Genomic DNA, 23,469 nt, shown 5'->3' on the forward strand with positions numbered 1-23,469 from the left:
GCATGTGTTAGGCCTGCCGCCAGCGTTCAATCTGAGCCATGATCAAACTCTTCAATTAAAGACTTGATGCTCAATGAATATCTGATGTACTGCTATTTCTAGTTGCACTTCACATGACATTGAAAAACAATATTTTTTGTTCTCAACGACCTGCGAGTGCCCACACAGTTTGCTTGATAAGTTGTTAAAGAGCGTTGACCTTGTTCAGGTCAGGGATGCGTATTCTACGCATTCCAGATTGTTCGTCAAGCGTTTAAAGTGACTTAATTTTCTGTCTCTCAAACCCTTGTGACCGTTGGCGTGTTGCCCCGTGTCAGTGGATGCGCATTATAGGGAGCGAGAGATTTAGCGCAAGGGCTTTTGTGATAAAAACCGGCCCTTTTGCATCGACTGCTCAAAGTTGCACCAGACCGGTCATTTTCAGTTCGATTTATCTTCAATCACGGGGTCTACCGCACCAATTCGGGTCACCAGCAGCTGGTCTATCTTGTAATTATCGATATCCACCACCTCGAACTTATAATTGGCGTGCAGGACAAAGTCGGTGCGTTTGGGGATCTTGCGCAGCATGTACATCATAAAGCCGGCGATGGTTTCGTAGTTCTCATCGTTAGGGAACTCATCTATATCCAGCACGCGCATCACATCTTCCAGTGGTGTCGAGCCTTCGACCAACCAGGAGTTGGCATCCCGTGACACTATATGCTCTTCCTGAGACTGCACCAGTTCTCCCATGACGATACTCATCACGTCCTTAAGCGTAATGATGCCCACCACCATCGCATATTCATTCATGATGATGGCAAAATCCTCACCGGCAGTTTTAAAGTGCTCCAGTACCTCATACATGGACAAGGTATCGGGAATGATCAGCGGATTACGGATGATGCCTTCTTTTTGCAGCGAGATGGGTTGCTGATGCAAGACCTGCATCAAAATATCGCGAGAGTCCACATAGCCGATCACCTTGTCCAGACTGTCTTCACACACCAGAAACTTGGCATGAGGGTGTTCGGCGATCTTGTCTCTGATGCTGTCCTGGCTTTCAACCAACGTAAAGTAGATAAGACTCTCGCGCGTGGTCATCGCCGAGGTCACGGTGCGTGACTCCATATCAAACACATTTTCAATCAGGTGATGCTCTTGTTCTTGCAGTACGCCGGCCTGGGCGCCCGCATCCATCATGGCGATGATATCTTCCGGTGTGATTTCATCCTTGCGCATGGTCGGCACCTTGAACAGGCGAAAAAACAGGTTGGCCAGTCCATTGAAAAACCACACCAGCGGCTTGAGAACGACAATAAAGAACGCCATCGGCCGCACTACCGACACGGCGATACGTTCCGGCGCTATCATCGCCAGCCGCTTGGGCATCAGGTCGGCAAACAGGATAAAGAGTGAGGTCACAATAAAAAAGGACATAATAAATGCCGTTTTTTCTACCCAGCTCCCCTCAAAAAACACCCGCAATATATCGGTAAGAAACGGGGTAAAAGCCGCCTCCCCCAAAATACCCCCGAGAATAGCCACCGCATTCAGACCAATTTGCACCACGGTAAAGAAGTTACCCGGTTGCTCTTGTAGCAGCAGCACTTTTTCGGCATTGGGATCGCCGTCTCTGGCCATGAGTCTCAACTTCATCTTCCGTGATGCCGCCAGTGCGATTTCGGATATCGAAAAAAACGAGCTAATCGCCACCAGTAACATAAGTACCAGCAGGTTCTCAAAAACAGTCATAGTGATGTATACCGATAAAGATAAAGAAGAACAAAAGCCGGGAAAACGGGCTCAGGATATCACGATGTCTCGAGTTTAACAGACGCTGAATGGGTGTTTTGGCAGGATTTTCCACTCTGGTAAAAAGCACGGTAAAAGGAAAGATGTTAAAGTGATGCCGAGTTGAGCCGGCCCAATCGAGGGCACAAGAAAAGGAGGCTCAAAAACGAGTTTATTCATCATCACTACTGCTTTCTCGCTCAGCAGTCGGGCTATCATCATGATCATAAAGAAATTATTGCTCTTTTGGGGACTCGCCATGGCGCTGACACCTTCCTGGGCACAGGGAGAGCAGGCCGACTATTGGTCTTTTCAGGAATATCTGGATAAATTTCCAGAGCAGCGAACATTAGTTGACGATTTTTCCATTCGAGTGCGCCAGGCCGCTCAACCTTTACCTCTATCAAGGGCCCAGCCGGTACAGGTAGCCATGCTGATCCCCGATCAGCAGGTTTCTGATTATTGGCTACGAAACAAACAAAGCTTTATTAGCCGTTTACAGGAACTGGGGTTACCCTTTCATTTAAAAAGTTATTCCTCTCCACCGACAACCACACACAGAGAGCAGGAACAGCAATTAGCCGATGCGCTGAGTATGGATCCCGATTATCTTGTTTTAACGTTAAACTCCCCGCGCCACCGAGTGTTAATAGACAAGATAATGACTCGTGGGCGGCCCAAAGTGATTCTGATGAATATCACCACGCCGCTGAAACACCTGGGTAACAAGCAACCCTTCTTCTATGTGGGCTTTGATCATAGAGAGGGCACTCGGCTCTTGACCAATGCCATCAGCAAGATGATAGGAAAGCAAGTCAACTATCTGATGTTATATGGCACGCGAGGCTATATCAGCCACGCGCGAGGGGATGAGTTTATTCGCTTGACCGCAGACCAGCCTGGCTATGTTATGCGCCAGGCCTTTTATACCGATATCAATCGAGAAAAGGCCAGCCAGGCGGTTTTACAAACTCTGGCAACCAAACCAGATATCAACCTTATTTATGCTTGCACCACGGATATCGCCCTGGGTGCCATGGATGCATTAAAAACACTGAACAAGGAAGAGCATATTATTCTCAACGGCTGGGGTGGAGGCAGCGCCGAGCTTGAGGCGCTGGCTAATGGTCACCTGGATCTTACCGTCATGCGCATGAACGACGACACCGGCGTCGCCATGGCGGAAGCGATTCATCTGGATCAAGCAGGAAAAGCGAATTTGATTCCGCTGGCTTACAGCGGGGATTATGCCGTGGTGGATAAATACACCTCGGCCCGAGAACTGGAGCGCCTGAAAGATTATGCTTTCCGTTACTCGAAATAATAGCTTGCTGCTCAAAATGGCAATCACCGTATTGTTACCCCTGTTATTGCTGCTGGCGATGATATTGCTCATGCTGACTTATACCAGTACCTCGACCATGGTCAATGACAGTATCCGCTTTCAATTGCAGGAAATTAACGACCGCGCGCAAAGCCGCCTGGACAGTTATCTGAGCGGGCTCGACAATCTCTTATCCACCACCGCCGAAAACCCCAAGCTGGCCAGCATACTGCTGCAGGATGATAGAGCAGCAGCCAAGCAGCAGTTACAAAATACCTTGCATAACAGTTACGGTGAATACCTTGATTTGCTGATCCTGACACGTCAAAATCAGTATTGGACCAACATGAATTCACCGCTTTACTTGCTGGAGCACAGCTTGCAGTCGCTGATAACCAACACTCCCTATTATAATAAGTGGTCCAGTATTGAATTAGATCCATCGCCTTCGCCCTTGATCGCAGTGATACAGCGTTATCCTGTCCTGTCTAGTCAATCCGGGCAGGTATTGGGCAGCTTGTTCGGTGGCCTGATACTGAATGACAACTTAACCCTGCTGAGCTTGCTGGGTAACGGGATCAACAACACCAATCTACAACTGGTGTTACAGGATAAGCCCATCGGGCCGGCCTTGATTAACAACGAGACTCCACCCAGCGTGTTCAATCAGGCCCTGTCCAGTAAACAGCGCTACGGACAAATAAAAAGTTACTACTTTAACCACCAACCTCTGCTTATCAATGGTGAACCAAGCGAGTTGTCGTTATTACTGATTTCCGATCACAAAGCATTTCAACAACTACAAAAGACCAATTTCTACCACCTGTTATTAGCCCTGGTGTTAGTCTTGATCACGCTGCTGGTGGTGCTGCTCTACCGGGTAAAAGTATTCACGCGGAATTAACCCATTGCACCCAATATCATCCTGATACTTGATAGCAAAAAGCAAACAAGGCCCCTAGGTCATCCGGACCAGAGGCCTTGCTGTCATTAACCGTCTTGATGGGGACTACCCCATGCACTCACCTTTTTATTGCAGACTCACTCAACCGTCACCGACTTGGCCAGATTTCGGGGCTGATCGACATCTGTGCCTTTGATTAACGCCACATAATAAGACAGCAACTGCAGGGGGACAGTGTAAACGATGGGGGCAATGGCCTCCTCCACGTGATTGACCTGCATGACCCGCATGGTCGCATCCCCTTTGAAACCCGCCTGCTGGTCTGCAAATACATAGAGAATACCGCCCCGGGCCCGTACTTCTTCGACGTTGGACTTCAGCTTTTCCAGCAGGTCATTATTGGGGGCGACCACGATAATCGGCATTTCGGCGTCGATCAGCGCCAGCGGCCCATGCTTGAGTTCACCGGCGGCATAGGCTTCGGCATGAATGTAAGAGATTTCCTTGAGCTTGAGCGCTCCTTCCATGGCGATGGGATACTGCTCGCCTCGACCGAGGAACAGGCTGTGGTACTTGTCGGCAAATTCTTCCGCCAACACCTCGATATCTCCGGCCAGCGCCAGGGTATCGACCATGTGGCCCGGCAGGGCACGCAGTGCGCTGACCAGCTCGGTCTCGGTTTCCTCTGTCATGTTGCCGCGACAGCGGCCCACCGCCGCCACCAGCATCAGCAGACCGGCCAGCTGGGTGGTAAATGCCTTGGTAGACGCCACCCCGATTTCGGCACCGGCCCGGGTCATGAAGGCCAGATCCGACTCCCGAACCAGTGACGAGCCGGGCACGTTACAGATGGCCAGGCTGCTCATGAAGCCGGATTCCTTGGCCAGACGCAGCGCCGCCAGAGTATCGGCGGTCTCGCCGCTCTGGGACAGGGTGATCAGCAGGCTGTTGGGGCGTACCACCGACTTGCGGTAGCGGAATTCCGAGGCAATTTCGATATCACAGGACACGCCGGCCAGGGCCTCGAACCAGTAACGGGCCACCATGCCCGCATGGTAGGAGGTACCGCAGGCGATCAGCTGGATATGCTCGACCTTTTCGAAGATCTCGCGCGCGCCATTGCCAAAAGACTCCACCACTACCGCCGATTCTGTGATCCGGCCTTCCAGGGTATCGGTGATGGCCTTGGGCTGCTCGTGTATTTCCTTCAGCATATGGTGGCGATATTCGCCCTTGTCACCCGCATCGTGAGTCACATCGGACTCCAGCTCGTCACGCACCACAGGATTGCCGTGGGTATCGAAGATACGGATCTCGCGACGAGTCACTTCCGCCACGTCCCCTTCTTCCAGAAACAGGAAACGCCGGGTCACCGGCAACAGTGCCAGCTGATCCGAGGCAATAAAGTTCTCGCCCAGCCCCAGGCCGATCACCAGTGGCGAACCGGAGCGGGCCACCACCACCCGGGAGGGATCCCGCACATCCATCAACACAGTACCGTAGGCACCACGCAGTTCTTTCACCGTGGCTTGCAACGCCGCCAGCAGTGAGTCGCACTGTTGACGATGAAAGTGCACCAGGTGAGCAATCACTTCGGTATCGGTATCGGAGCTGAACTCATAGCCTCTGCCCTGCAGCTCGGCCCGCAGCTCTTCATGGTTTTCGATGATGCCGTTATGTACCACTACTATGTCGCCGGAGACATGGGGATGAGCATTACGCTCCGAAGGCTCGCCATGGGTAGCCCAGCGGGTATGGGCAATACCGGTGCCACCCGCCAGGGGGTGCTGTTCCAGGGCATCGGCCAGTGCCTGCACCTTGCCCAATCGACGCAAACGCCCCAACCGGCCCGGGGCTTCGGCAATGGCAACGCCCGCCGAGTCGTACCCACGATATTCAAGACGGCGCAGGCCTTCCACCAGTATTTCCGCCACATCACGCTGGGCTACTGCCCCTACAATTCCACACATAAGTCGTTCCTCAGGATTCGGGGGCAATAACCAGGTTAATACCCTTTTGCTCTAATTGTTGTTGGACTGCTTTTGCTATGCCGCTGTCGGTCACCAGGGTATGAATGGCACTCCAGGGCAGCTCCAGATTGGGGATTTTGCGGCCAAGCTTGTCGGACTCCACCATCACCACCACCTCACGAGCCACCTCGGCCATCACCCGTGACAGGCCCGTCAGTTCGTTGAAGGTAGTGGTGCCCCGCTCGAGATCGATACCATCGGCACCGATAAACAGCTGATCAAAATCATAGGAGCGCAACACCTGTTCGGCCACCTGGCCCTGAAAAGACTCGGAAGAGGCATCCCAGGTACCGCCGGTCATCAGCAGGGTCGGCTCGGGTTCCAGCTCGCGCAGGGCATTGGCCACCGCCAGTGAATTGGTCATCACCACCAGGCCATGCTTCTGGCCCAGCTCCCCCAGCAGCGCCGCCGTGGTGCTGCCGCTGTCGATAATAATGCGATTATGATCACGAATGCGCTCGGCAGCGGCCTTGGCTAAGGCCTGCTTTTGTGGGGATACCGGCTCGTCAATTCGCTCGGCCACCATTTCTTTGGGCACCGGCACGGCACCGCCATAGCGGCGCAGCAGCAGGCCACTTTTCTCCAGGGCGGTCAGATCCTTGCGAATGGTGACTTCGGAGGTTTCAAAGCGTTGCGACAGTTCGTCGACCGTCACTTCACCCTGCTCGCCGAGCAAGGCGACGATAATATGACGACGTTGTTGGGTATTTCGTTTCGACATGACTGATCTAGGTTTCGATTTGAAACTTAATGCTAGCAGATCAAAAGATAAGGGATCAATCGATAGTTACAAAGATAGTGAGGGGTGAGGGGTGAGGGTAAAGCGGGTGTGCAGTATTATCACTACTCCTCACTTTTTTCCCCTCACCCCTCACAAGGCAGTTACTTTTTCTTCACCGGCCGGGGCCAATTGGCAATATGACGCTGACGCACTCTGGTGATCACCAGTTCGTCGGCGGCCACGTCCTTGGTGACCGTACTGCCGGCCCCCAGAGTGGCGTTCTTGCCGATGCGTACCGGGGCCACCAGCTGGGTGTCGGAGCCGACGAAGACGCCGTCTTCGATGATGGTTTGAAACTTGTTCACGCCATCGTAGTTGCAGGTGATGGTGCCGGCACCTATGTTGACGCCCTCACCTATCTCCGCATCCCCCAGGTAGCTCAGGTGGCCGGCCTTGGAGCCCTTGCCCAGTCGGGCTTTCTTCATTTCCACGAAGTTGCCAACGTGGGCATCTTCGGCCAGCACCGCACCCGGGCGCAGACGCGCGAAGGGACCCGCGCTGCTGGCACTGCCCAGCTCGGCCTGTTCGATAATGGAGTAAGGCTTGATGACAACATCATCACCGATGACACAGTCTTTAAGGATGGCACCGGCACCAATGCTGACTCGGTTGCCCAGGCTCACCCTCCCCTCGATGATGACATTCACATCTATGGTGACTTCTTCGCCTGTGGTCAGCTCGCCACGCAAATCGAAACGGGCCGGATCCAGCAGGGTCACGCCCGCGCGCATCAGGCGCTCGGCCTGCATCTTCTGATAGGCGCGCTCCAGCCCTGCCAGCTGTACCCGGTCGTTGGCGCCTTCTACTTCGGCGGTGCTGGCCGGGTGTACGGTGGCAATGTCACAACCATCTGCATGAGCCATGGCGAAGATATCGGTGAGGTAGTATTCACCCTGGGCATTGTTGTTGTTCAAGGCGCCCAGCCAGCGCTTCAGCAAACCGGCCTCGGCGACCAACACCCCGGTGTTCACCTCATTAATGGCCAGCTGCTCGGGGTTAGCGTCTTTTTGCTCGACGATGCCCACCACCTTGTCGTTTTCACGCACTATGCGGCCATAACCGGTGGGGTTATCGAGCTTGACGGTGAGCAGCCCCACGCCACCGGCCGGCTTGGCGGCCAACAGAGCCTTGAGAGTCCCAGGCTGTAACAGGGGGGTATCGCCATACAGCACCAATACGTCATCACCATCGGCAATATCCGGCAGCGCGACCGCTACCGCATGGCCGGTTCCCAGCTGCTCGGCCTGGTGCACCCAGTTCAAACCGGCATCGGTAATGCGCGCTTGCAATTGCTCGGCACCGTGGCCATATACCAGATGAATACCGTCTACGTCGCAGGCGTATGCCGCCGCTATCACATGGCTCACCATGGGCCGATTTGCCACCGGGTGCAGCACCTTGGGTAAAGAAGAACGCATACGGGTACCCTTGCCCGCCGCCAGAATCACTGCCTGTGTTGTCATTAGAATTAGTTACCTTATGTGAGGCGTAAATCGTGAGGAGTGAGGTGTAAATACCAAGCCTGAAGCCGCAGGTTTTATCCCCTCACGCTTCACACCTCACTCCTTACCGTCTTTACTGCCATTCTGATTTTTTTATAAAAAAAAAGCGACCCTGAGGTCGCTTTTTTACGCGCAATGAATAACGCACGTTATCGTTTAATCAACTGCAACACGCGCAGTTTCGCCACAGCTCGAGCCAGTTCAGCGGCCGCTTCTGCATAGTCCACATCGTGAGAGGAACTATGCAACTTGGCTTCCGCCGCTCGTTTGGCTTCTTCGGCCTTGGCTTTATCCAGATCTTCGGCGCGAATAGCAGTGTCGGCTAATACCTTGACACTGCTGCTCTGCACTTCCAGCATACCGCCGGAAATATACAGAACTTCTTGTTGACCAGACTTGGTAACATATTGCACCAGGCCAGGACGAATCGACGTCAACAAGGGGGCATGTCCGTAGCGGATCCCCAATTCACCCTCAGAGCCGGAAACAGTCACCGCACTAACAGAACCAGAGTACAAACGCTCTTCGGCACTGACAATGTCGAGATGAAAGTTAAAATCGGCCATCAGGTTCTCCTTCGAGGCTTACAGTTTCTTGGCTTTCTCGACAGCTTCGTCGATGGAGCCAACCATGTAGAACGCCTGCTCAGGCAGAGAGTCGTAGTCGCCGTCCAGAATACCTTTAAAACCACTAATGGTATCTTTCAGTGACACGTACTTACCTGGAGCACCGGTAAATACTTCGGCCACGAAGAAAGGCTGAGACAGGAAACGCTCGATTTTACGAGCACGAGATACCGTTTGCTTGTCGTCTTCAGACAGCTCGTCCATACCCAGTATGGCGATGATGTCTTTCAGCTCTTTATAGCGCTGCAGTACAGTCTGTACACCACGAGCTACTGCGTAGTGTTCTTCACCCACAACCTGTGGGTCCAGCTGACGGCTGGTAGAGTCCAGTGGATCAACCGCTGGGTAAATACCCAGAGCAGCGATCTGACGGCTCAGTACCACGGTCGCATCCAAGTGGGCGAAGGTGGTCGCCGGAGACGGGTCAGTCAAGTCATCCGCGGGCACGTATACGGCCTGTACGGAAGTGATAGAACCTGTCTTGGTCGAGGTAATACGCTCTTGCAGTACACCCATCTCTTCAGCCAGTGTTGGCTGATAACCCACTGCAGAAGGCATACGGCCCAGCAGTGCAGATACTTCCGTACCGGCCAAGGTGTAACGATAGATGTTATCTACGAAGAACAGTACGTCACGGCCTTCGTCACGGAACTTCTCGGCCATGGTCAGACCGGTCAGTGCTACGCGCAGACGGTTTCCTGGTGGCTCGTTCATCTGACCGTATACCAGCGATACCTTGTCGATAACGTTGGAGTCGGTCATTTCGTGATAGAAGTCGTTACCTTCACGAGTACGCTCACCTACACCGGCGAATACAGAGTAACCACTGTGCTCGATGGCGATGTTACGGATCAGTTCCATCATGTTTACGGTTTTACCAACACCGGCACCACCGAACAGACCAACTTTACCGCCTTTGGCGAACGGACAAACCAGATCGATAACCTTGATACCGGTTTCCAGCAACTCGGAGCTGTTTGACTGCTCTTCGTAGCTAGGCGCAGAACGGTGGATAGACCAACGCTCTTCTTCACCGATAGCACCTTTTTCATCGATAGGGTTACCCAGCACGTCCATGATACGACCCAGAGTCGAAGTACCTACCGGTACCTTGATTGGATCATTGGTGCGCTCGATTTCCAGACCGCGGCGCAAGCCGTCGGAGGAACCCATGACGATACAGCGAACAACGCCGCCGCCGATTTGCTGCTGAACTTCCAGAACTAAGCCCTGGCTCTGGCCTTCAGTCGTGATCTTCAGCGCTTCATATACGCGAGGAACCGCATCTTGCGGAAATTCTACGTCTACTACGGCGCCGATGATTTGGACTATGATACCCTTACTCATGTCAAATCCTCTAAACCTTTGAATACCCTTGCCTTATACGGCACCGGCTCCTGCAACTATCTCACTCAGCTCTTGGGTAATCGCAGCCTGACGGGCTTTGTTATACACCAATTGCAGATCGTCGATCAGGTCACCGGCGTTGTCGGTAGCAGCTTTCATTGCCACCATACGTGCAGCCTGCTCACTGGCGAGGTTTTCTACCACGCCCTGATACACCTGTGCTTCCACAAAACGTACCAGCAGCTTGTCCAGTAATGACTTGGGATCCGGCTCATAGAGATAGTCCCAGCTGTGGGTGGCAACACTTTCTTCCGCTGCGGGCAAGGGCAACAGTTGATCGACTTTGGGTGCCTGAACCATGGTGTTTTCAAACTTGTTGTACACCAGATACAGCCTGTCTATCTCACCCGTATTGTACGCCTCAAGCATCACGGTGACGGAGCCAATCAGCTCAGACAGCGATGGGTTATCACCCAGGCCGCTCTTCTGTGCGATTACTTTACCGCCATAGCGGTTGAAGAAACTCACCGCCTTGCTACCGATCAGGCCCAGATCAATGCCTACGCCTTGATCAGACCATGCTTTCATTTCAGTCATGGCTTGTTTGAACAGGTTAATGTTCAAGCCACCACAGAGGCCCCGATCGGTTGAGATAATAATAAACCCAACGCGCTTAACCTCACGGTCTTCCATATAGGGATGCTTGTATTCCAAGTTCCCTTGCGCGACGTTACCGATCACCTTGCGTATGGTTTCAGCGTATGGGCGGCTGTGGTCCATTCGATCCTGCGCTCTGCGCATTTTCGAGGCGGCCACCATCTCCATAGCGCTGGTGATCTTCTGAGTGTTTTTAACACTCCCGATCTTGCTACGTATTTCTTTTGCGCCGGCCATGTCGCTTCTCCAATTCAGGTGGCAGCAAACGCTGCCACATGGTTACCAGGACTGGGTAGCCTTGAAGCTATCCAGCAACGCAGTAAGCTGGGCAACAACATCTTTGTTGTAATCCGCTTTCTCGTTGATCTCCGCCATTTGGGCGGCGTACTCTGAATTGGCATAAGCGAGCAGGGCAGCTTCGAACGTAGTCACGAGGTTTAACTCAACGTCGTCCAGATAACCGTTTTCGGCGGCAAACAGCACCAGGCCCTGTTCAGCAACAGACATGGGGCGGTATTGCTTCTGCTTCATCAGCTCGGTTACTTTCTGACCGTGATTCAGCTGCTTGCGCGTGGCTTCATCCAGATCGGAAGAGAACTGGGCAAAGGCTGCAAGTTCGCGATACTGAGCCAAAGCGGTACGAATACCACCCGACACTTTCTTGATAAGCTTGGTCTGTGCAGCACCACCAACACGGGATACGGAGATACCCGGATCAACAGCAGGACGAATGCCCGAGTTGAACAGTTCGGTGGTCAGGAAGATCTGACCATCGGTGATAGAAATCACGTTGGTTGGTACGAAAGCTGACACGTCACCAGCCTGGGTTTCGATGATTGGCAGTGCGGTCAAAGAACCGGTCTTGCCCTTCACTTCACCATTAGTGAACTTTTCTACGTAGTCGGCAGACACGCGAGATGCGCGCTCAAGCAGACGGGAGTGCAGATAGAAAACGTCACCTGGGTAAGCTTCGCGACCTGGCGGACGACGCAGCAGCAGAGAAATCTGACGATAAGCAACAGCCTGCTTGGACAGGTCATCGTATACGATCAGTGCATCTTCACCGCGGTCACGGAAGAATTCACCCATGGCACAACCAGAGTAGGGAGCCAGGTACTGCAGGGCAGCAGATTCGGAGGCAGAAGCCACTACTACTATGGTGTTTTCCAGGGCGCCATGCTCTTCCAGCTTGCGCACTACGTTAGAGATGGTGGACGCTTTCTGGCCGATGGCCACGTACACACATTTAACGCCAGAATCTTTCTGGTTGATGATGGCATCAACGGCCAGGGCAGTTTTACCTACCTGACGGTCACCGATGATCAGCTCACGCTGACCACGACCCACTGGGATCATGGCATCAACGGCTTTATAGCCAGTTTGCAGTGGCTCATCTACCGATTGACGGTCGATAACGCCGGGCGCAATTACTTCTACTGGTGAAAAGGTGTCAGTGTTGATTGCACCTTTACCATCGATAGGCTCACCCAGGGTGTTAACCACTCGGCCCAGCAGGTTGCGGCCTACTGGAACTTCCAGGATACGGCCGGTAGAACGAACCTTCATGCCTTCGGCCAGATCCGTATACGGACCCATTACCACGGCACCTACGGAGTCACGCTCCAGGTTCAATGCCAGGGCGTACAGGCCGCCTGGCAGTTCAATCATTTCACCTTGCATGATATCAGCAAGGCCGTGAACACGGATGATACCGTCACTTACAGAGACGATAGTACCTTCGTTTCGTGCTTCACTGACAACGTTGAATTGCTCGATACGCTGTTTTATCAGCTCGGCAATTTCAGTTGAATTCAGTTGCATGCTCTATTCCCCAATCAAGATTGCAGCGTTTCAGCCAAGCGGGACAGCCTGCCCCGAACACTTCCGTCGATTACCAAATCACCGGCTGTAATAATAATGCCGGCCATCAGTTTCTTGTCGACACTGCAATTCAGCTTCACCTTGCGATCGAGTCGCTTTTCAAGTGAGGCTTGAATCTTGGCCATTTGTTGCTTGGTCAGTTTGGTAGCAGATACCACTTTGGCCTCTACTGCCCGGTCCAGTTCAGCCTTTAATTCGGCGAATTCCTGTACCACTGCTGGCAACACACTCAAGCGTCCGTTTATGGCCATCGCCTTTATCAGGTTCTGGCCTTGCTCATCGAGCTGTTCGCCACAGACAGCCAAAAACACGTCGGCCATCTTTTCCGCGTTCAGATTGCCGTTGATAACGTCGTCCATTTTTTTGTTTTTCACCACAGTGGCGGCAAAACTCAACATGGCTAACCAGTTATCAACCGCTTTATTCTCAACGGCAAAATCGAAAGCTGCTTTGGCATAGGGGCGAGCAATGGTTTTCATTTCCATAGCTCTATGTCCCTTACAGTTCAGCTACTACTTTCTCAACAATGTCGCTATTAGCAGCGGCATCAATCTGACGCTCAAGGATCTTCTCTGCACCCACAAGGGCAAGAGCAGCAACCTGCTTACGCAGTTCCTCTTTGACACGATTGCGTTCGGCTTCAACTTCGGCCTGGGCCTGTGCCAGAATTTTCTCACGCTCAGCCTGAGCTTCACGTGTAGCATCCTCGACGATCTGGGCCTTGCGCTTGTTCGCCAGCTCTACAATTTGAGCTGACTGCAGCTTGGCTTCTTTCAACTGTTCGGTTGCATGATCTTGCGCCAGGGCCAGGTCTTTCTTGGCTCGCTCCGCTGAAGATAAACCTTCGGCGATTTCTTTCTGACGACTTTCGATGGCACCCATAAGAGGCGGCCATACAAACTTCATGCAAAACCAAACGAAGATGATAAACGCGATCGTTTGACCGAGGATTGTTGCGTTCATGTTCATCGCAACTCTCCTTTAAAATAGTTAGCAGACTGATTGATAAACCGAGGCATTAAGCAGCAACGGCGAAAATCAGGTACAGAGCCATACCAACGGTAATCATAGGGATGGCGTCAACCAGACCAACTACGATAAAGAAGTTAGTACGCAGAGCTGGCAGCATGTCTGGCTGGCGAGCAGCACTTTCCATGAACTTGCCACCCAGCATAGAAATACCGATAGAGGCAGCGATAGCAGCAAAGCCCAGCATAACGGCGGCAGCGATGTAGATGATTTCCATTTTTATTCTCCAATTATTAGCGGTTTAAACGACTGCTTGTTAAGATATTGTTATCTTTTGTTATTAATGCTCTTCTGATGCCATCGATAAGTAAACGACGGACAAAATCATGAAGATGAAAGCCTGCAAGGTGATTATCAATATATGGAAAATCGCCCAAGGCACATTAAGGGCCCATTGAGACCACCACGGCAACAAACCGGCGATCAAGATGAAAATCATCTCACCAGCATACATGTTACCGAACAATCGTAAGCCTAGAGAAATAGGCTTGGCGATCAGTGATACGGTCTCAAGCACCAAGTTAACAGGGATCAAGGTCCAGTGATTCAGTGGTTGCAGTGTCAGCTCTTTAACAAAGCCAGACACGCCTTTCTCTTTGATGCTGAAATAAATGATCAAAAAGAACACACCAAATGCCATGGACATGGTGATGTTAACATCGGCGGAAGGAACAACCCTCAGGTAAGGAACACCCAGCAATTGTGCGCCATAAGGCAGGAAGTCGACGGGTAGCAAGTCCATTAAGTTCATCAGGAACACCCAGACAAAAATGGTTAGTGCCAAAGGAGCCACTAACTTACTTTTGCCATGGAAGACGTCTTTAACGGCGGTGTCTACGAAGCCAACCAACAGCTCAACGGCACATTGCAACTTGCCCGGCACACCACTGGTTGCACGAGTGGCAACCTTGTGGAACAGCCACAAGAACAGTATTCCCAGGACAACGGAAACAAGCAAAGAATCGATATTTAACGCCCAAAAACCCGAACCAATCTGCAAGTGAGCCAGATGGTGAGAGATATAATCCTGGGAAGTTAAGACATCTCCTGTTGCAGCCATGTGTTTTCCTAGTAACGGTTGTTGAGAGTGAACGAAATAATCCACTGCATCAGCAATGCTAAGGCGTAAGCCGTAAACAGAGGAGCATGAGCCACCTCCATGTACTTGAGTACTACCGCGAACAACAAGATAGTACTGCCAAACTTAATCCCAGCTCCGCTGTAAAAGTCCGCCACAACGCTATCTGGCGTCGCTTGCTTGGCGTTAAACGCCAGCACTCGTACGCTGAATAAACATTGGGGAACCCAGTAGATTCCGCCCCCAATAAGGGCAGAACGAGCGGCAGCCTCACCCTGTATGTAAAAAAACAGCGTGCTGACTGCCACTACCAGGAGTAATTGACAACACAAACTCACCAGCGCCAGTTGCTTGTCGCTCAGGTGCCGCTTCATTTGTTTCACAAAAACTCCCGATACAGTTAGGGGCTTATTGGCCACACACTAGGTGTTGTCAGTTAAGCCCCAAAAAAGCAGGTCAAATTATACCCGTGCCCCGCGTAAAAGCAATTGTCGTTAGCCCTTATTTTCGCAGGCTAACGACGGTTTTTCCGACCTGTTACCACGGGTTTAACTGATTGAACATTTTTTTAGTGGTTACACTTCAGGTTCGTCGTTAATACCAAAGAAATGGCTGATTTTATCTAGCTCATTCAAAGAGTTGTATGAAATAACCAACTTGCCTTTCTCTTTGTGTGTCGACTTGATTTCTACCTTAGCCCCCAGTTTTTCCCCCATTTCCTGTTCAAGCTGGCTCATCAGCAAGGATCTGGGTTGGACTATCGGCTCTTTTTTGGGAGTGAGCGCCTGCTTGACCAGCTTTTCGGTTTCGCGAACCGTGAGGCCTTTTTGTGCCACCAAACGAGCCAGCTCGGTCTGTTGTTCACCGGTAATGGCCAACAAGGCGCGGGCATGGCCCATTTCCAGCGAGCCATGCTCAACCAGCTGTTTGACGTCATCGTTGAGCTGGGCAAGGCGCAGCAGGTTGGAGACGGTACTGCGGCTCTTGCCCACCGCCTCGGCTACCGAAAGATGGGTAAAGCCAAACTCTTCGATCAGTCGCGCCAGGGCACGGGACTCTTCCATGACATTGAGATCTTCGCGCTGGATATTCTCGATAAGACCGATGGCCATGGCTTCTTTATCAGCCACTTCCTTGATCAGACAGGGCACCTGATCCAGGCCGGCAATACGCGCCGCACGCCAGCGCCGCTCTCCGGCCAGAATTTCATAGCCACCTGCAGCCAGTGGCCGTACCACGATAGGCTGAATAATGCCTTGCTGGCGAATGGAGGTCGCCAGCTCTTCCAGCGCCACCTGTGACATATCACGACGCGGCTGAAACTGCCCTGGCTGCAACTCGTTCAACGCCAGGGTTAGCAAGTCACCATTGGCAACCGGCTGAGAGTGAGTGTCGGCCTGGTGCTGACGCAGATTCGCGGCCGAACTGGTACTGAGCAAAGCATCGAGTCCTTTACCCAAACCACGTCGTTTTATAGTCATGCTAGTTGTTCCGAAGATTCATTGGTGCTGACAGCCAGCTCTTCTCGGCGCAATATTTCACCGGCCAGCGCCAGATAGGCTTTAGCACCCAGAGAGGATTTATCGTAATACATGGCCGCTTGACCAAAGCTGGGAGCCTCGGCCAGGCGCACGTTGCGCGGGATCACGGTGCGATACACCTTGTCACCAAAATGGGACTTAAGCTGATCGGACACCTCATTCGACAACCGGTTTCGATGATCGAACATGGTCCGCAATATGCCTTCTATTTTTAAGTCTGGGTTCACGACCGCAGCCAGCTTGCTGATGGTATCAACCAGCGCGGTCAGCCCTTCGAGGGCGAAATATTCGCACTGCATGGGAACCAAGACCGAATCGGCGGCCGACATGGCATTCACGGTCAGCAAGTTCAGGGAAGGGGGGCAGTCGATAAAAATATAATCGTAATAATCACGAACCGGCGCCAGGGCGTTGCGCAGCCGCACCTCGCGGGCAAACACTTCCATCAGCTTGATTTCGGCGGCCGTCACATCGCCGTTGCCGGCAATCAGGTGGTAGCCCCCGCTGGTCTCCCGCTCGACGACCTGATCGATGGGTACTTCATCCACCAACAACTCGTAGGCGGTATTAGCCACCTGGTATTTGTCGATACCGCTGGCCATGGTGGCATTACCCTGAGGATCCAAGTCTATCACCAGTACCTTGCGCTTGGTTGCGGCCATGGATGCCGCCAGATTGACACAGGTTGTGGTTTTACCCACGCCCCCTTTCTGGTTGGCAATGGCAATGACTTTTCCCACCGAATACCTCTACTGACTGACTAGCTAGCTTGCTTTATGACCACCAGGTGGCGGTCTCCGTCCTGCTCGGGCACGGTGAGGGGATAAACCCGATCCAATGCGAGATGAGCAGGTAATGATTGTAACTCCTGCTCCGGATATTGTCCTTTTAATGCCAGAAACAGGCCATCGGACTCGGGCAGATGCGCGCACCAGCTTACCATGTCATTCAGCGAAGCAAAGGCCCGACTTAGCACGCCATCAAACTTTTGCTCGGGCACATAGTCTTCAACACGACTTTGTACCGCCACCACGTTAGTAAGCCCTAACTGATGGATCACCATGCGGATGAAGCGAATGCGCTTGCCCAGGCTGTCGAGCAATACAAACTGCTTGTCGGGATTGATGATGGCCAGTGGCAAACCAGGCAGGCCGGGGCCGGTCCCCACATCGATAAAGCGCCGCCCTTGCAGGTAAGGACTCACTACCAGGCTATCGACCATATGCCGGCCTACCATGGCCTGCGGATCTCGCACCGAGGTGAGGTTGAAGGCTTTATTCCATTTATCGAGCAGCGTCACCAGTGTCACCAGCTGCTCACACTGCTCGTCAGACACGGCCAGCTCGGTTTGAGCCAGCAAACGCGCCAAAGTACTTTTTAATTGATCGTTCATTTTTACTCTTTTACGCCAATGTCTTATGCAGACTTACGCAGCAAGCCACGTTTTTTCAAGTGAACCAGTAATATGGAAATTGCCGCCGGCGTAACACCGGAAATGCGCGATGCCATGCCCAGGGTTTCCGGCTTGGCCTGGTTGAGCTTGCCGATCACTTCATGAGACAGACCCGGTACTTCGTTATAGTCCAGATCCAGAGGCAAACGAGTATGCTCATTGCGCAAGTGCTTTTCAATTTCGCCTTTCTGTCGCTCGATGTAACCGGCATATTTAATCTGAATTTCTACCTGTTCGGCCGCTTGTTCATGCTCGATCCCCGGGCCGATTCCATCAACGGACATCAAGGTTTGATAATCCAGCTCGGGCCGGCGCAGCAACTCTTCATAGGTATGCTCTTTGCTCAACGGTGACTTCAGCAAGGCGTTCAACGCAGGGGCGACCTCGTGAGTGGGGCTGACCCAATTATCTCGCAGGCGCTGGGTTTCCTGGCTGATCTGCTCCATCTTGTCACAGAACAAGGCCCAACGGTGGTCATCCACCAAACCGAGTTCGCGACCCGCTTCGGTTAAGCGAATATCGGCGTTGTCTTCACGCAGCAACAACCGATATTCGGCGCGGCTGGTAAACATGCGGTAGGGCTCCTGGGTACCCAGGGTGGAAAGATCATCCATCATCACGCCCATGTAGGCCTGATCGCGGCGTGGAGACCAGGCGTCTTTATCGAAGGCGCGCAGAGCCGCATTCGAACCTGCCAGCAAGCCTTGGGCCGCGGCTTCTTCGTAGCCGGTGGTCCCGTTGATCTGGCCGGCAAAAAACAGGTTGTGCAGACACTTGTTTTCCATGTTGCTCTTCAGATCCCGCGGATCGAAGTAATCGTATTCGATGGCATAACCCGGGCGCATGATGTGAGCCTGCTCAAAGCCCTTGATCGAACGCACGATCGCCAGCTGCACGTCAAACGGCAGGCTGGTGGAAATGCCATTGGGATACAGCTCTGTGCTGGTCAGGCCTTCCGGCTCAACGAAGATCTGATGAGAGGTCTTGTCGGCAAAACGCATGATCTTGTCTTCGATCGACGGGCAGTATCTGGGTCCGACGCCTTCGATCACGCCACCGTACATGGGGCTTCGATCCAGGTTGTTGCGGATCACCTCATGGGTTTTTTCGTTGGTGTGCGTGATGTAACAGGGGATCTGTCTGGGATGATCGTCACGACTGCCGATAAAGGAAAACACCGGCGTTGGGTTATCCCCTGGTTGTACCTGCATCACCGAGAAATCCACGCTGTTAGCGTCAATTCTGGGAGGGGTACCGGTTTTCAGTCGATCGATCCGCAGCGGCAGTTCACGCAGGCGCTGGGCAAGAGAGATCGACGGTGGATCACCGGCTCGACCGCCTTTGTAGTTATCCATGCCGATATGGATCAGGCCATTGAGAAAGGTTCCTACGGTTAATACCACGGTTTTTGCACGAAACTTGAGGCCGGTTTGTGTAATGACCCCCACCACGGTCTCGCCTTCCAGGATCAGATCGTCACAGGCTTGTTGAAAGATCTTTAAATTAGGCTGGTTTTCCAGTCGGGTTCTCACCGCGAGACGATATAACTGACGATCCGCCTGGGCACGAGTTGCCCTCACTGCCGGGCCTTTTGAGGCATTCAGGGTTCTGAACTGGATCCCCGCGTTATCGGCTGCCATGCCCATGATCCCGCCCAGGGCATCGATCTCTTTGACCAGGTGCCCTTTACCGATACCGCCGATGGCAGGATTACACGACATTTGTCCCAGAGTATCGATGTTATGGGTTAACAACAGGGTGTTTGCCCCCATTCGTGCGGCTGCAGCGGCGGCTTCTGTGCCGGCATGGCCACCGCCAACGACGATGACGTCAAATGATTCTTCATAGTGCATAACAGATACTCTTGAGACAAGCAGGTGTAAGGATCCCGAAGGACGATCATTTTAGCTGTTTTATCGATGGGATGGAAATGCGATCGAGAGGATCTTGGTCGTGCTTAATAGATCTTAGATCTCTAGAGAGATCTTCTGTTAGATCTATTATTAGGGAGATCCTTTTCTGTTAATAAGCGCTTTTTGATCTTTAAGATCATGAGCTTAAGGATGATCGATAGCTGTGTACAACCTCGAGACAGCTGACCTTGAGCCAGTGGGTAACTAGGTTACTTATCCACAGATGCCCGGGGTGATTTATTTCGTTAAGAGGATAACTATAGGTTTAACACCGGATTCAACCATGGTTATGCACAGGGCTGCTTTTTTGTGTGTCTGATCGGCGGGGAGATCTGCAGGCGGGATCTGTTGATAACTTGGTGGAAAGAATTTTATCGTGCTTGGGATCCAACCCGGGTCGGATCCGAAATTACAAGGGAAAAGCGAGGATCTAGCGTTGGGATAGCCAGTGATCGAGCCATTTTTCGGCGATCACCTCGGGAGGATCCTGCAGGCTGACGTCTATGGTGAGCAGTTCTGCTACCCGCGTCGCACCCAGCTGAATGAACTGATCATCCAGGGTTTGTATGGCATGGCAGAAGGTATCATAAGCAGAATCTCCCAAACCAACTGCAAGATATTGAAGTCCTGCCAGATTTGGCCGCTGTTGGGTGAGCTGCAGATACAGGGGATGAATATTATCGGGCAGATCACCCGCTCCGTGAGTCGAGCTGATCAATAGCAAGTAGTGCTCCGGCTTGATCAAGATGTGATCAAGCTGGGGAGAAGTGTGAATAACAGTGTGATGACCCCGGTTATTCAGGATCTCCGCCAGCTCGTCGGCAAGATCCTCAGCAGAGCCCAGTGTTGAACCTACCAAGAGGGTGAAGTGACTCATATCGTTCCTCGATAAAGACAATGGCGCCAATTTTAGCACCATCCGGGGAGGACGGCGGTATTGAATATGCGTATTACAAAGCCGAAATCGGCCCTGAATGGGGATATCAGTGTTGCTCCGGGATGGCCGAATCGCTTGTTTATTCCCCGACAGACTTCAAATGAAATTCTTGCCCTTCAATATTCAGAATAACGCCCCTGGGAGTGATGCTTTCTAGCCGCAGGGCCCCGAGTTGCTGGCCTTCCCGCAGCATCTGGCCATTGATGCTGGCCATCCGGTTGCTGGCGGTGGCCGAGTAGATGTGAACCGACAGCATCAAGGTGGGCAGTTTGGCCCGAATGCTGGCTGGCAGCTCGCGCAGATCCGGCACTCCCGGGTCGAAGCCGGGCTCGGGAGTGGAGACGGGCGTAGGCGGTATCATGGGTCTGGGACTGCCTATCACGGGGGCGGGAGCCGCAGCCGTGCGGGCTCCCGGAGGGGGCTGGATGATCAATGCAGGAGGCTCCTCCAGCAAGATGCGCACCGGGGCGGAGTCCATGACTATAGGTATGCTGGTCGTCGTCGTGACCCTCGTGCTGGTCGGTTGCGCGGGTGTCGTCTCCTCTGGGGGCGCAGAGCCAGCGGAGGGGCCGGGTACCCGAGTGGCTAGCGGCGGGGGTTGCAGCCAGTTTGATCCTATGTTGCCCAGGCCATATCCCAGCATCAGCGCCAGCAGCAGGCAGGCCAGTCGCCACCATAACCGGTGCCGATAGCGGGGGGCCGGCTCGGCGGCGGGGAAGGCGGCCTGAATGACGACTCCTTTCGTTGGTGTCTGTCGAGTTCGCCGGTGTTCCGACTGTTTCAACGCATCAAGGATGTATGACACTGGTGAGCTCCTGTGGGCCGGTGAGCCTGGGCAGGTTGGTCAGCAGGCTGGCGCTGAGATAAATACCGGTTTGTGGTCCAAAAACGGCGTCTGCGGTCAACCCCTTGCTGCGTTGAAATGCCCGGACATCACCGGCGAGTAGCTTGTCGTAGTATCTCTGTTGCCTGCGCGGCGCTCGCCCCTGCCAACGGGCCAGTTGCAGTTCCAGCCAGGCGACGGTTTCACCTCTGCTACCGGGACGAAGTGGCGCCTGATAATACGGCGGCAGTTGCCATAGCAAGACGTAGTTATTGGGCCAGTTGGCGGCCAGCTCTGCCAATGAAATGCGCTTGAGCCGGCCGCCGACCATCAGCTCTGCCCACTGGTCATGGATACGGGTCAGGGTGGCATAAACGGCTCCCTTGGCCGGGTGTTCGAGCCGGAAGATAACCGGATGATTCTGCCGTTGAACGGTGGCGAGATCGCCATCCTGAAAGGCGCATTCAAGTTGATGCTGGCGAGCGAAGGGGCAGACCACCGGGTGTTCCGTCGGTTCGTAATCGAGCCCCCAGAGCGCAAACAGATGCCGGTATGCCATCGCCTGGCTCAAGTCGGTCGTTAAGGCGGCAGGCCAGTGCCAGAGATCCTGCCGTGTAGTAGAGTCGTTATGATGAGCAGGGGCAGCCGGTGCGGGTTCGAGAAGCTGGCTGACCTGTTGCGATGCCTGGGGTTCTGGCGTCGATAACGGAAGCTCTGGCTCCACTACCGGAGGTTCGGGTGTCGAGATGGGCAGAGCCGGCGAGGGCGGCTCTGCACCCGAGGTAGGGGAGGCGATGGCAGGCTCGTCCTGCTCTATGCTCAGTGACCGGGGAGCGATATCGCCAGATACCATGGCGGTCAGTCTGGCCAGATTATCGCCGACAGGCCAGGTTGACTGGGCGAGCCAGCCACCGGCAACCGCCAGGGCGAGCAGACCGGCGGCCGTGGCGAGCCACCAGCCTCGGCGGTCAGGTGCCGTTCCAAGTACTTCAATGGCGGCACGGTTTAGTGTGCCCAGATCGACCCGGGGCAACCTTTGTACATAGGCCCCCAGCAAGGCCCGATCGCAGATCACATTGATCAGCCGGGGCACACCGCCGGTCAGGCGATACAGCCGTCGCAGGCTGTTGGGCCGGAACAGCGTCGCTGCTACACCCGCCACCGACAACCGGTGGGCGATATAGGCCTTCATCTCGGTAAAGGTAAGAGGCGACAGGTGATAGCGAGCGGTGATCCGTTGCGACAGCTGGCGCAGCTCGGGTTGCCTGAGCGTGTCGGCCAGCTCAGGTTGCCCCAGCAGAATAATCTGCAACAACTTGTGGGTGTCGGTTTCCAGGTTGGTCAGTAGCCGGACCTGCTCCAGCAGGTCTATGGAGAGGCTCTGAGCCTCGTCGATGATCAACACCGTCTGACGCCCCTTGGCGTGAGCGTCCAGCAGATGATGATGAATGGCATCGGTCAGCTGTCTGGCATTGGCAGATGCCGCCACCTTGATTTCCAGCTCCTGCGCGATGGCGGCCAGCAGCTCCCTGACCGAGTGGCCGGGATTGATAATAAAGGCCAGATCCGTGTTGTCCGGAATCTGTTCCAGCAGGCAGCGACACACTGTGGTTTTACCGGTACCCACCTCACCGGTCAGCAGCACAAAGCCGCCCGGGCAGGCGAGCCCGTACTGCAAATGGGCCAGCGCCTCTCTGTGTTGCTGGCTGAGGTAGAGATAACGCGGATCGGGCGCAATGGAAAAAGGCAGTTCGCTGAGGCCGAAATAAGTGTCGTACATGATGACCATCCCTGGGTACAGATACTCATTACTATAGAAGCTATGGACTATCCCGGGCTGCTTCCTTGCTCACCGAGGGTTGACGGT

The 23,469-nt window shown here is 53.5% G+C and carries 22 protein-coding genes; 2 read left to right on the forward strand and 20 right to left on the reverse strand.

Annotation, left to right across the window (positions count from 1 at the left end; genetic code table 11):
* Positions 1–420: 420 nt before the first annotated feature.
* Entirely contained in the window at positions 421–1,737 is a 1,317-nt protein-coding gene (locus ACN0VL_RS04765) for a hemolysin family protein (RefSeq protein ID WP_417615014.1), read from the reverse strand.
* Between the two features lie 259 nt (positions 1,738–1,996).
* Between ACN0VL_RS04765 and ACN0VL_RS04770 the strand changes: the two genes are divergently transcribed.
* Together ACN0VL_RS04770 and ACN0VL_RS04775 are read left to right on the forward strand one after the other, a co-directional pair.
* Positions 1,997–3,100: a substrate-binding domain-containing protein gene (locus tag ACN0VL_RS04770; protein WP_417615016.1), complete on the forward strand. Its 1,104-nt coding sequence runs from the start codon at positions 1,997–1,999 to the stop codon at positions 3,098–3,100.
* Between the two features lie 16 nt (positions 3,101–3,116).
* The gene (locus tag ACN0VL_RS04775) at positions 3,117–4,004 is read left to right on the forward strand and encodes a LuxQ periplasmic sensor domain-containing protein (protein ID WP_417615018.1); all 888 of its coding nucleotides are present in this window, start codon (positions 3,117–3,119) and stop codon (positions 4,002–4,004) included.
* A 137-nt stretch (positions 4,005–4,141) separates the two neighbouring features.
* On the opposite strand, the gene glmS is transcribed toward ACN0VL_RS04775, so the two are convergent.
* The 19 genes from glmS to ACN0VL_RS04870 form a co-directional block, all read right to left on the reverse strand.
* Positions 4,142–5,974 carry a glutamine--fructose-6-phosphate transaminase (isomerizing) gene (gene glmS, locus ACN0VL_RS04780; protein ID WP_417615019.1) on the reverse strand — a complete coding sequence of 611 codons (1,833 nt, stop codon included), beginning with the start codon at positions 5,972–5,974 and terminating at the stop codon, positions 4,142–4,144.
* A gap of 10 nt (positions 5,975–5,984) precedes the next feature.
* Positions 5,985–6,755, reverse strand: coding sequence for a DeoR/GlpR family DNA-binding transcription regulator (locus ACN0VL_RS04785; protein ID WP_417615021.1), 771 nt, complete (start codon positions 6,753–6,755; stop codon positions 5,985–5,987).
* Positions 6,756–6,916: 161 nt separating this feature from the next.
* Positions 6,917–8,278, reverse strand: a complete 1,362-nt coding sequence (gene glmU, locus ACN0VL_RS04790; RefSeq protein WP_417615023.1) for a bifunctional UDP-N-acetylglucosamine diphosphorylase/glucosamine-1-phosphate N-acetyltransferase GlmU — start codon at positions 8,276–8,278, stop codon at positions 6,917–6,919.
* Positions 8,279–8,466: 188 nt separating this feature from the next.
* Positions 8,467–8,883: a F0F1 ATP synthase subunit epsilon gene (locus ACN0VL_RS04795; RefSeq protein WP_417615025.1), complete on the reverse strand. Its 417-nt coding sequence runs from the start codon at positions 8,881–8,883 to the stop codon at positions 8,467–8,469.
* Between the two features lie 18 nt (positions 8,884–8,901).
* Positions 8,902–10,290 carry a F0F1 ATP synthase subunit beta gene (atpD, locus tag ACN0VL_RS04800; protein ID WP_417615027.1) on the reverse strand — a complete coding sequence of 463 codons (1,389 nt, stop codon included), beginning with the start codon at positions 10,288–10,290 and terminating at the stop codon, positions 8,902–8,904.
* Positions 10,291–10,323: 33 nt separating this feature from the next.
* Positions 10,324–11,184, reverse strand: a complete 861-nt coding sequence (gene atpG, locus ACN0VL_RS04805) for a F0F1 ATP synthase subunit gamma (RefSeq protein WP_417615029.1) — start codon at positions 11,182–11,184, stop codon at positions 10,324–10,326.
* A gap of 42 nt (positions 11,185–11,226) precedes the next feature.
* Complete coding sequence (gene atpA, locus ACN0VL_RS04810) at positions 11,227–12,768, reverse strand: F0F1 ATP synthase subunit alpha (protein ID WP_417615031.1); 1,542 nt, start codon at positions 12,766–12,768, stop codon at positions 11,227–11,229.
* Positions 12,769–12,782: 14 nt separating this feature from the next.
* On the reverse strand, positions 12,783–13,313 hold the full coding sequence (atpH, locus tag ACN0VL_RS04815) for a F0F1 ATP synthase subunit delta (protein WP_417615033.1): 531 nt from the start codon (positions 13,311–13,313) through the stop codon (positions 12,783–12,785).
* A gap of 13 nt (positions 13,314–13,326) precedes the next feature.
* Positions 13,327–13,797: a F0F1 ATP synthase subunit B gene (gene atpF, locus ACN0VL_RS04820; protein ID WP_417615035.1), complete on the reverse strand. Its 471-nt coding sequence runs from the start codon at positions 13,795–13,797 to the stop codon at positions 13,327–13,329.
* A gap of 49 nt (positions 13,798–13,846) precedes the next feature.
* Entirely contained in the window at positions 13,847–14,074 is a 228-nt protein-coding gene (gene atpE, locus ACN0VL_RS04825; RefSeq protein WP_086964335.1) for a F0F1 ATP synthase subunit C, read from the reverse strand.
* Between the two features lie 63 nt (positions 14,075–14,137).
* Positions 14,138–14,917, reverse strand: a complete 780-nt coding sequence (gene atpB, locus ACN0VL_RS04830) for a F0F1 ATP synthase subunit A (protein WP_417615037.1) — start codon at positions 14,915–14,917, stop codon at positions 14,138–14,140.
* A gap of 8 nt (positions 14,918–14,925) precedes the next feature.
* Positions 14,926–15,309, reverse strand: coding sequence for an ATP synthase subunit I (locus tag ACN0VL_RS04835; protein WP_417615180.1), 384 nt, complete (start codon positions 15,307–15,309; stop codon positions 14,926–14,928).
* 201 nt (positions 15,310–15,510) lie between these two features.
* Positions 15,511–16,416 (reverse strand): ParB/RepB/Spo0J family partition protein, encoded by a 906-nt coding sequence (locus tag ACN0VL_RS04840; protein ID WP_417615039.1) that lies wholly within the window; start codon positions 16,414–16,416, stop codon positions 15,511–15,513.
* Positions 16,413–17,216, reverse strand: coding sequence for a ParA family protein (locus ACN0VL_RS04845; RefSeq protein ID WP_417615041.1), 804 nt, complete (start codon positions 17,214–17,216; stop codon positions 16,413–16,415). The genes ACN0VL_RS04840 and ACN0VL_RS04845 overlap by 4 nt, the downstream gene beginning before the upstream one ends.
* Before the next feature lie 20 nt (positions 17,217–17,236).
* On the reverse strand, positions 17,237–17,869 hold the full coding sequence (gene rsmG / locus ACN0VL_RS04850) for a 16S rRNA (guanine(527)-N(7))-methyltransferase RsmG (RefSeq protein ID WP_417615043.1): 633 nt from the start codon (positions 17,867–17,869) through the stop codon (positions 17,237–17,239).
* Between the two features lie 23 nt (positions 17,870–17,892).
* The gene (gene mnmG / locus ACN0VL_RS04855) at positions 17,893–19,782 is read right to left on the reverse strand and encodes a tRNA uridine-5-carboxymethylaminomethyl(34) synthesis enzyme MnmG (RefSeq protein ID WP_417615046.1); all 1,890 of its coding nucleotides are present in this window, start codon (positions 19,780–19,782) and stop codon (positions 17,893–17,895) included.
* A 490-nt stretch (positions 19,783–20,272) separates the two neighbouring features.
* On the reverse strand, positions 20,273–20,719 hold the full coding sequence (mioC, locus tag ACN0VL_RS04860) for an FMN-binding protein MioC (RefSeq protein WP_417615048.1): 447 nt from the start codon (positions 20,717–20,719) through the stop codon (positions 20,273–20,275).
* Positions 20,720–20,858: 139 nt separating this feature from the next.
* Entirely contained in the window at positions 20,859–21,584 is a 726-nt protein-coding gene (locus tag ACN0VL_RS04865; protein WP_417615050.1) for a general secretion pathway protein GspB, read from the reverse strand.
* The gene (locus tag ACN0VL_RS04870) at positions 21,568–23,382 is read right to left on the reverse strand and encodes an AAA family ATPase (protein WP_417615052.1); all 1,815 of its coding nucleotides are present in this window, start codon (positions 23,380–23,382) and stop codon (positions 21,568–21,570) included. Before ACN0VL_RS04870 ends, ACN0VL_RS04865 begins: the two co-directional genes overlap by 17 nt.
* Positions 23,383–23,469 lie beyond the last annotated feature (87 nt).

Source organism: Oceanisphaera sp., from assembly GCF_048268965.1.
Lineage (GTDB): Bacteria > Pseudomonadota > Gammaproteobacteria > Enterobacterales > Aeromonadaceae > Oceanimonas.

What these genes read in the sequence shown, in the direction of transcription:
- ACN0VL_RS04765 (WP_417615014.1), bottom strand. Translation starts at nt 1,737, where the DNA reads ATGACTGTTTTTGAGAACCTGCTGGTACTTATGTTACTGGTGGCGATT.
- ACN0VL_RS04770 (WP_417615016.1), top strand. Translation starts at nt 1,997, where the DNA reads ATGATCATAAAGAAATTATTGCTCTTTTGGGGACTCGCCATGGCGCTG.
- ACN0VL_RS04775 (WP_417615018.1), top strand. Translation starts at nt 3,117, where the DNA reads ATGGCAATCACCGTATTGTTACCCCTGTTATTGCTGCTGGCGATGATA.
- glmS (WP_417615019.1), bottom strand. Translation starts at nt 5,974, where the DNA reads ATGTGTGGAATTGTAGGGGCAGTAGCCCAGCGTGATGTGGCGGAAATA.
- ACN0VL_RS04785 (WP_417615021.1), bottom strand. Translation starts at nt 6,755, where the DNA reads ATGTCGAAACGAAATACCCAACAACGTCGTCATATTATCGTCGCCTTG.
- glmU (WP_417615023.1), bottom strand. Translation starts at nt 8,278, where the DNA reads ATGACAACACAGGCAGTGATTCTGGCGGCGGGCAAGGGTACCCGTATG.
- ACN0VL_RS04795 (WP_417615025.1), bottom strand. Translation starts at nt 8,883, where the DNA reads ATGGCCGATTTTAACTTTCATCTCGACATTGTCAGTGCCGAAGAGCGT.
- atpD (WP_417615027.1), bottom strand. Translation starts at nt 10,290, where the DNA reads ATGAGTAAGGGTATCATAGTCCAAATCATCGGCGCCGTAGTAGACGTA.
- atpG (WP_417615029.1), bottom strand. Translation starts at nt 11,184, where the DNA reads ATGGCCGGCGCAAAAGAAATACGTAGCAAGATCGGGAGTGTTAAAAAC.
- atpA (WP_417615031.1), bottom strand. Translation starts at nt 12,768, where the DNA reads ATGCAACTGAATTCAACTGAAATTGCCGAGCTGATAAAACAGCGTATC.
- atpH (WP_417615033.1), bottom strand. Translation starts at nt 13,313, where the DNA reads ATGGAAATGAAAACCATTGCTCGCCCCTATGCCAAAGCAGCTTTCGAT.
- atpF (WP_417615035.1), bottom strand. Translation starts at nt 13,797, where the DNA reads ATGAACATGAACGCAACAATCCTCGGTCAAACGATCGCGTTTATCATC.
- atpE (WP_086964335.1), bottom strand. Translation starts at nt 14,074, where the DNA reads ATGGAAATCATCTACATCGCTGCCGCCGTTATGCTGGGCTTTGCTGCT.
- atpB (WP_417615037.1), bottom strand. Translation starts at nt 14,917, where the DNA reads ATGGCTGCAACAGGAGATGTCTTAACTTCCCAGGATTATATCTCTCAC.
- ACN0VL_RS04835 (WP_417615180.1), bottom strand. Translation starts at nt 15,309, where the DNA reads ATGAAGCGGCACCTGAGCGACAAGCAACTGGCGCTGGTGAGTTTGTGT.
- ACN0VL_RS04840 (WP_417615039.1), bottom strand. Translation starts at nt 16,416, where the DNA reads ATGACTATAAAACGACGTGGTTTGGGTAAAGGACTCGATGCTTTGCTC.
- rsmG (WP_417615043.1), bottom strand. Translation starts at nt 17,869, where the DNA reads ATGAACGATCAATTAAAAAGTACTTTGGCGCGTTTGCTGGCTCAAACC.
- mnmG (WP_417615046.1), bottom strand. Translation starts at nt 19,782, where the DNA reads ATGCACTATGAAGAATCATTTGACGTCATCGTCGTTGGCGGTGGCCAT.
- mioC (WP_417615048.1), bottom strand. Translation starts at nt 20,719, where the DNA reads ATGAGTCACTTCACCCTCTTGGTAGGTTCAACACTGGGCTCTGCTGAG.
- ACN0VL_RS04870 (WP_417615052.1), bottom strand. Translation starts at nt 23,382, where the DNA reads ATGTACGACACTTATTTCGGCCTCAGCGAACTGCCTTTTTCCATTGCG.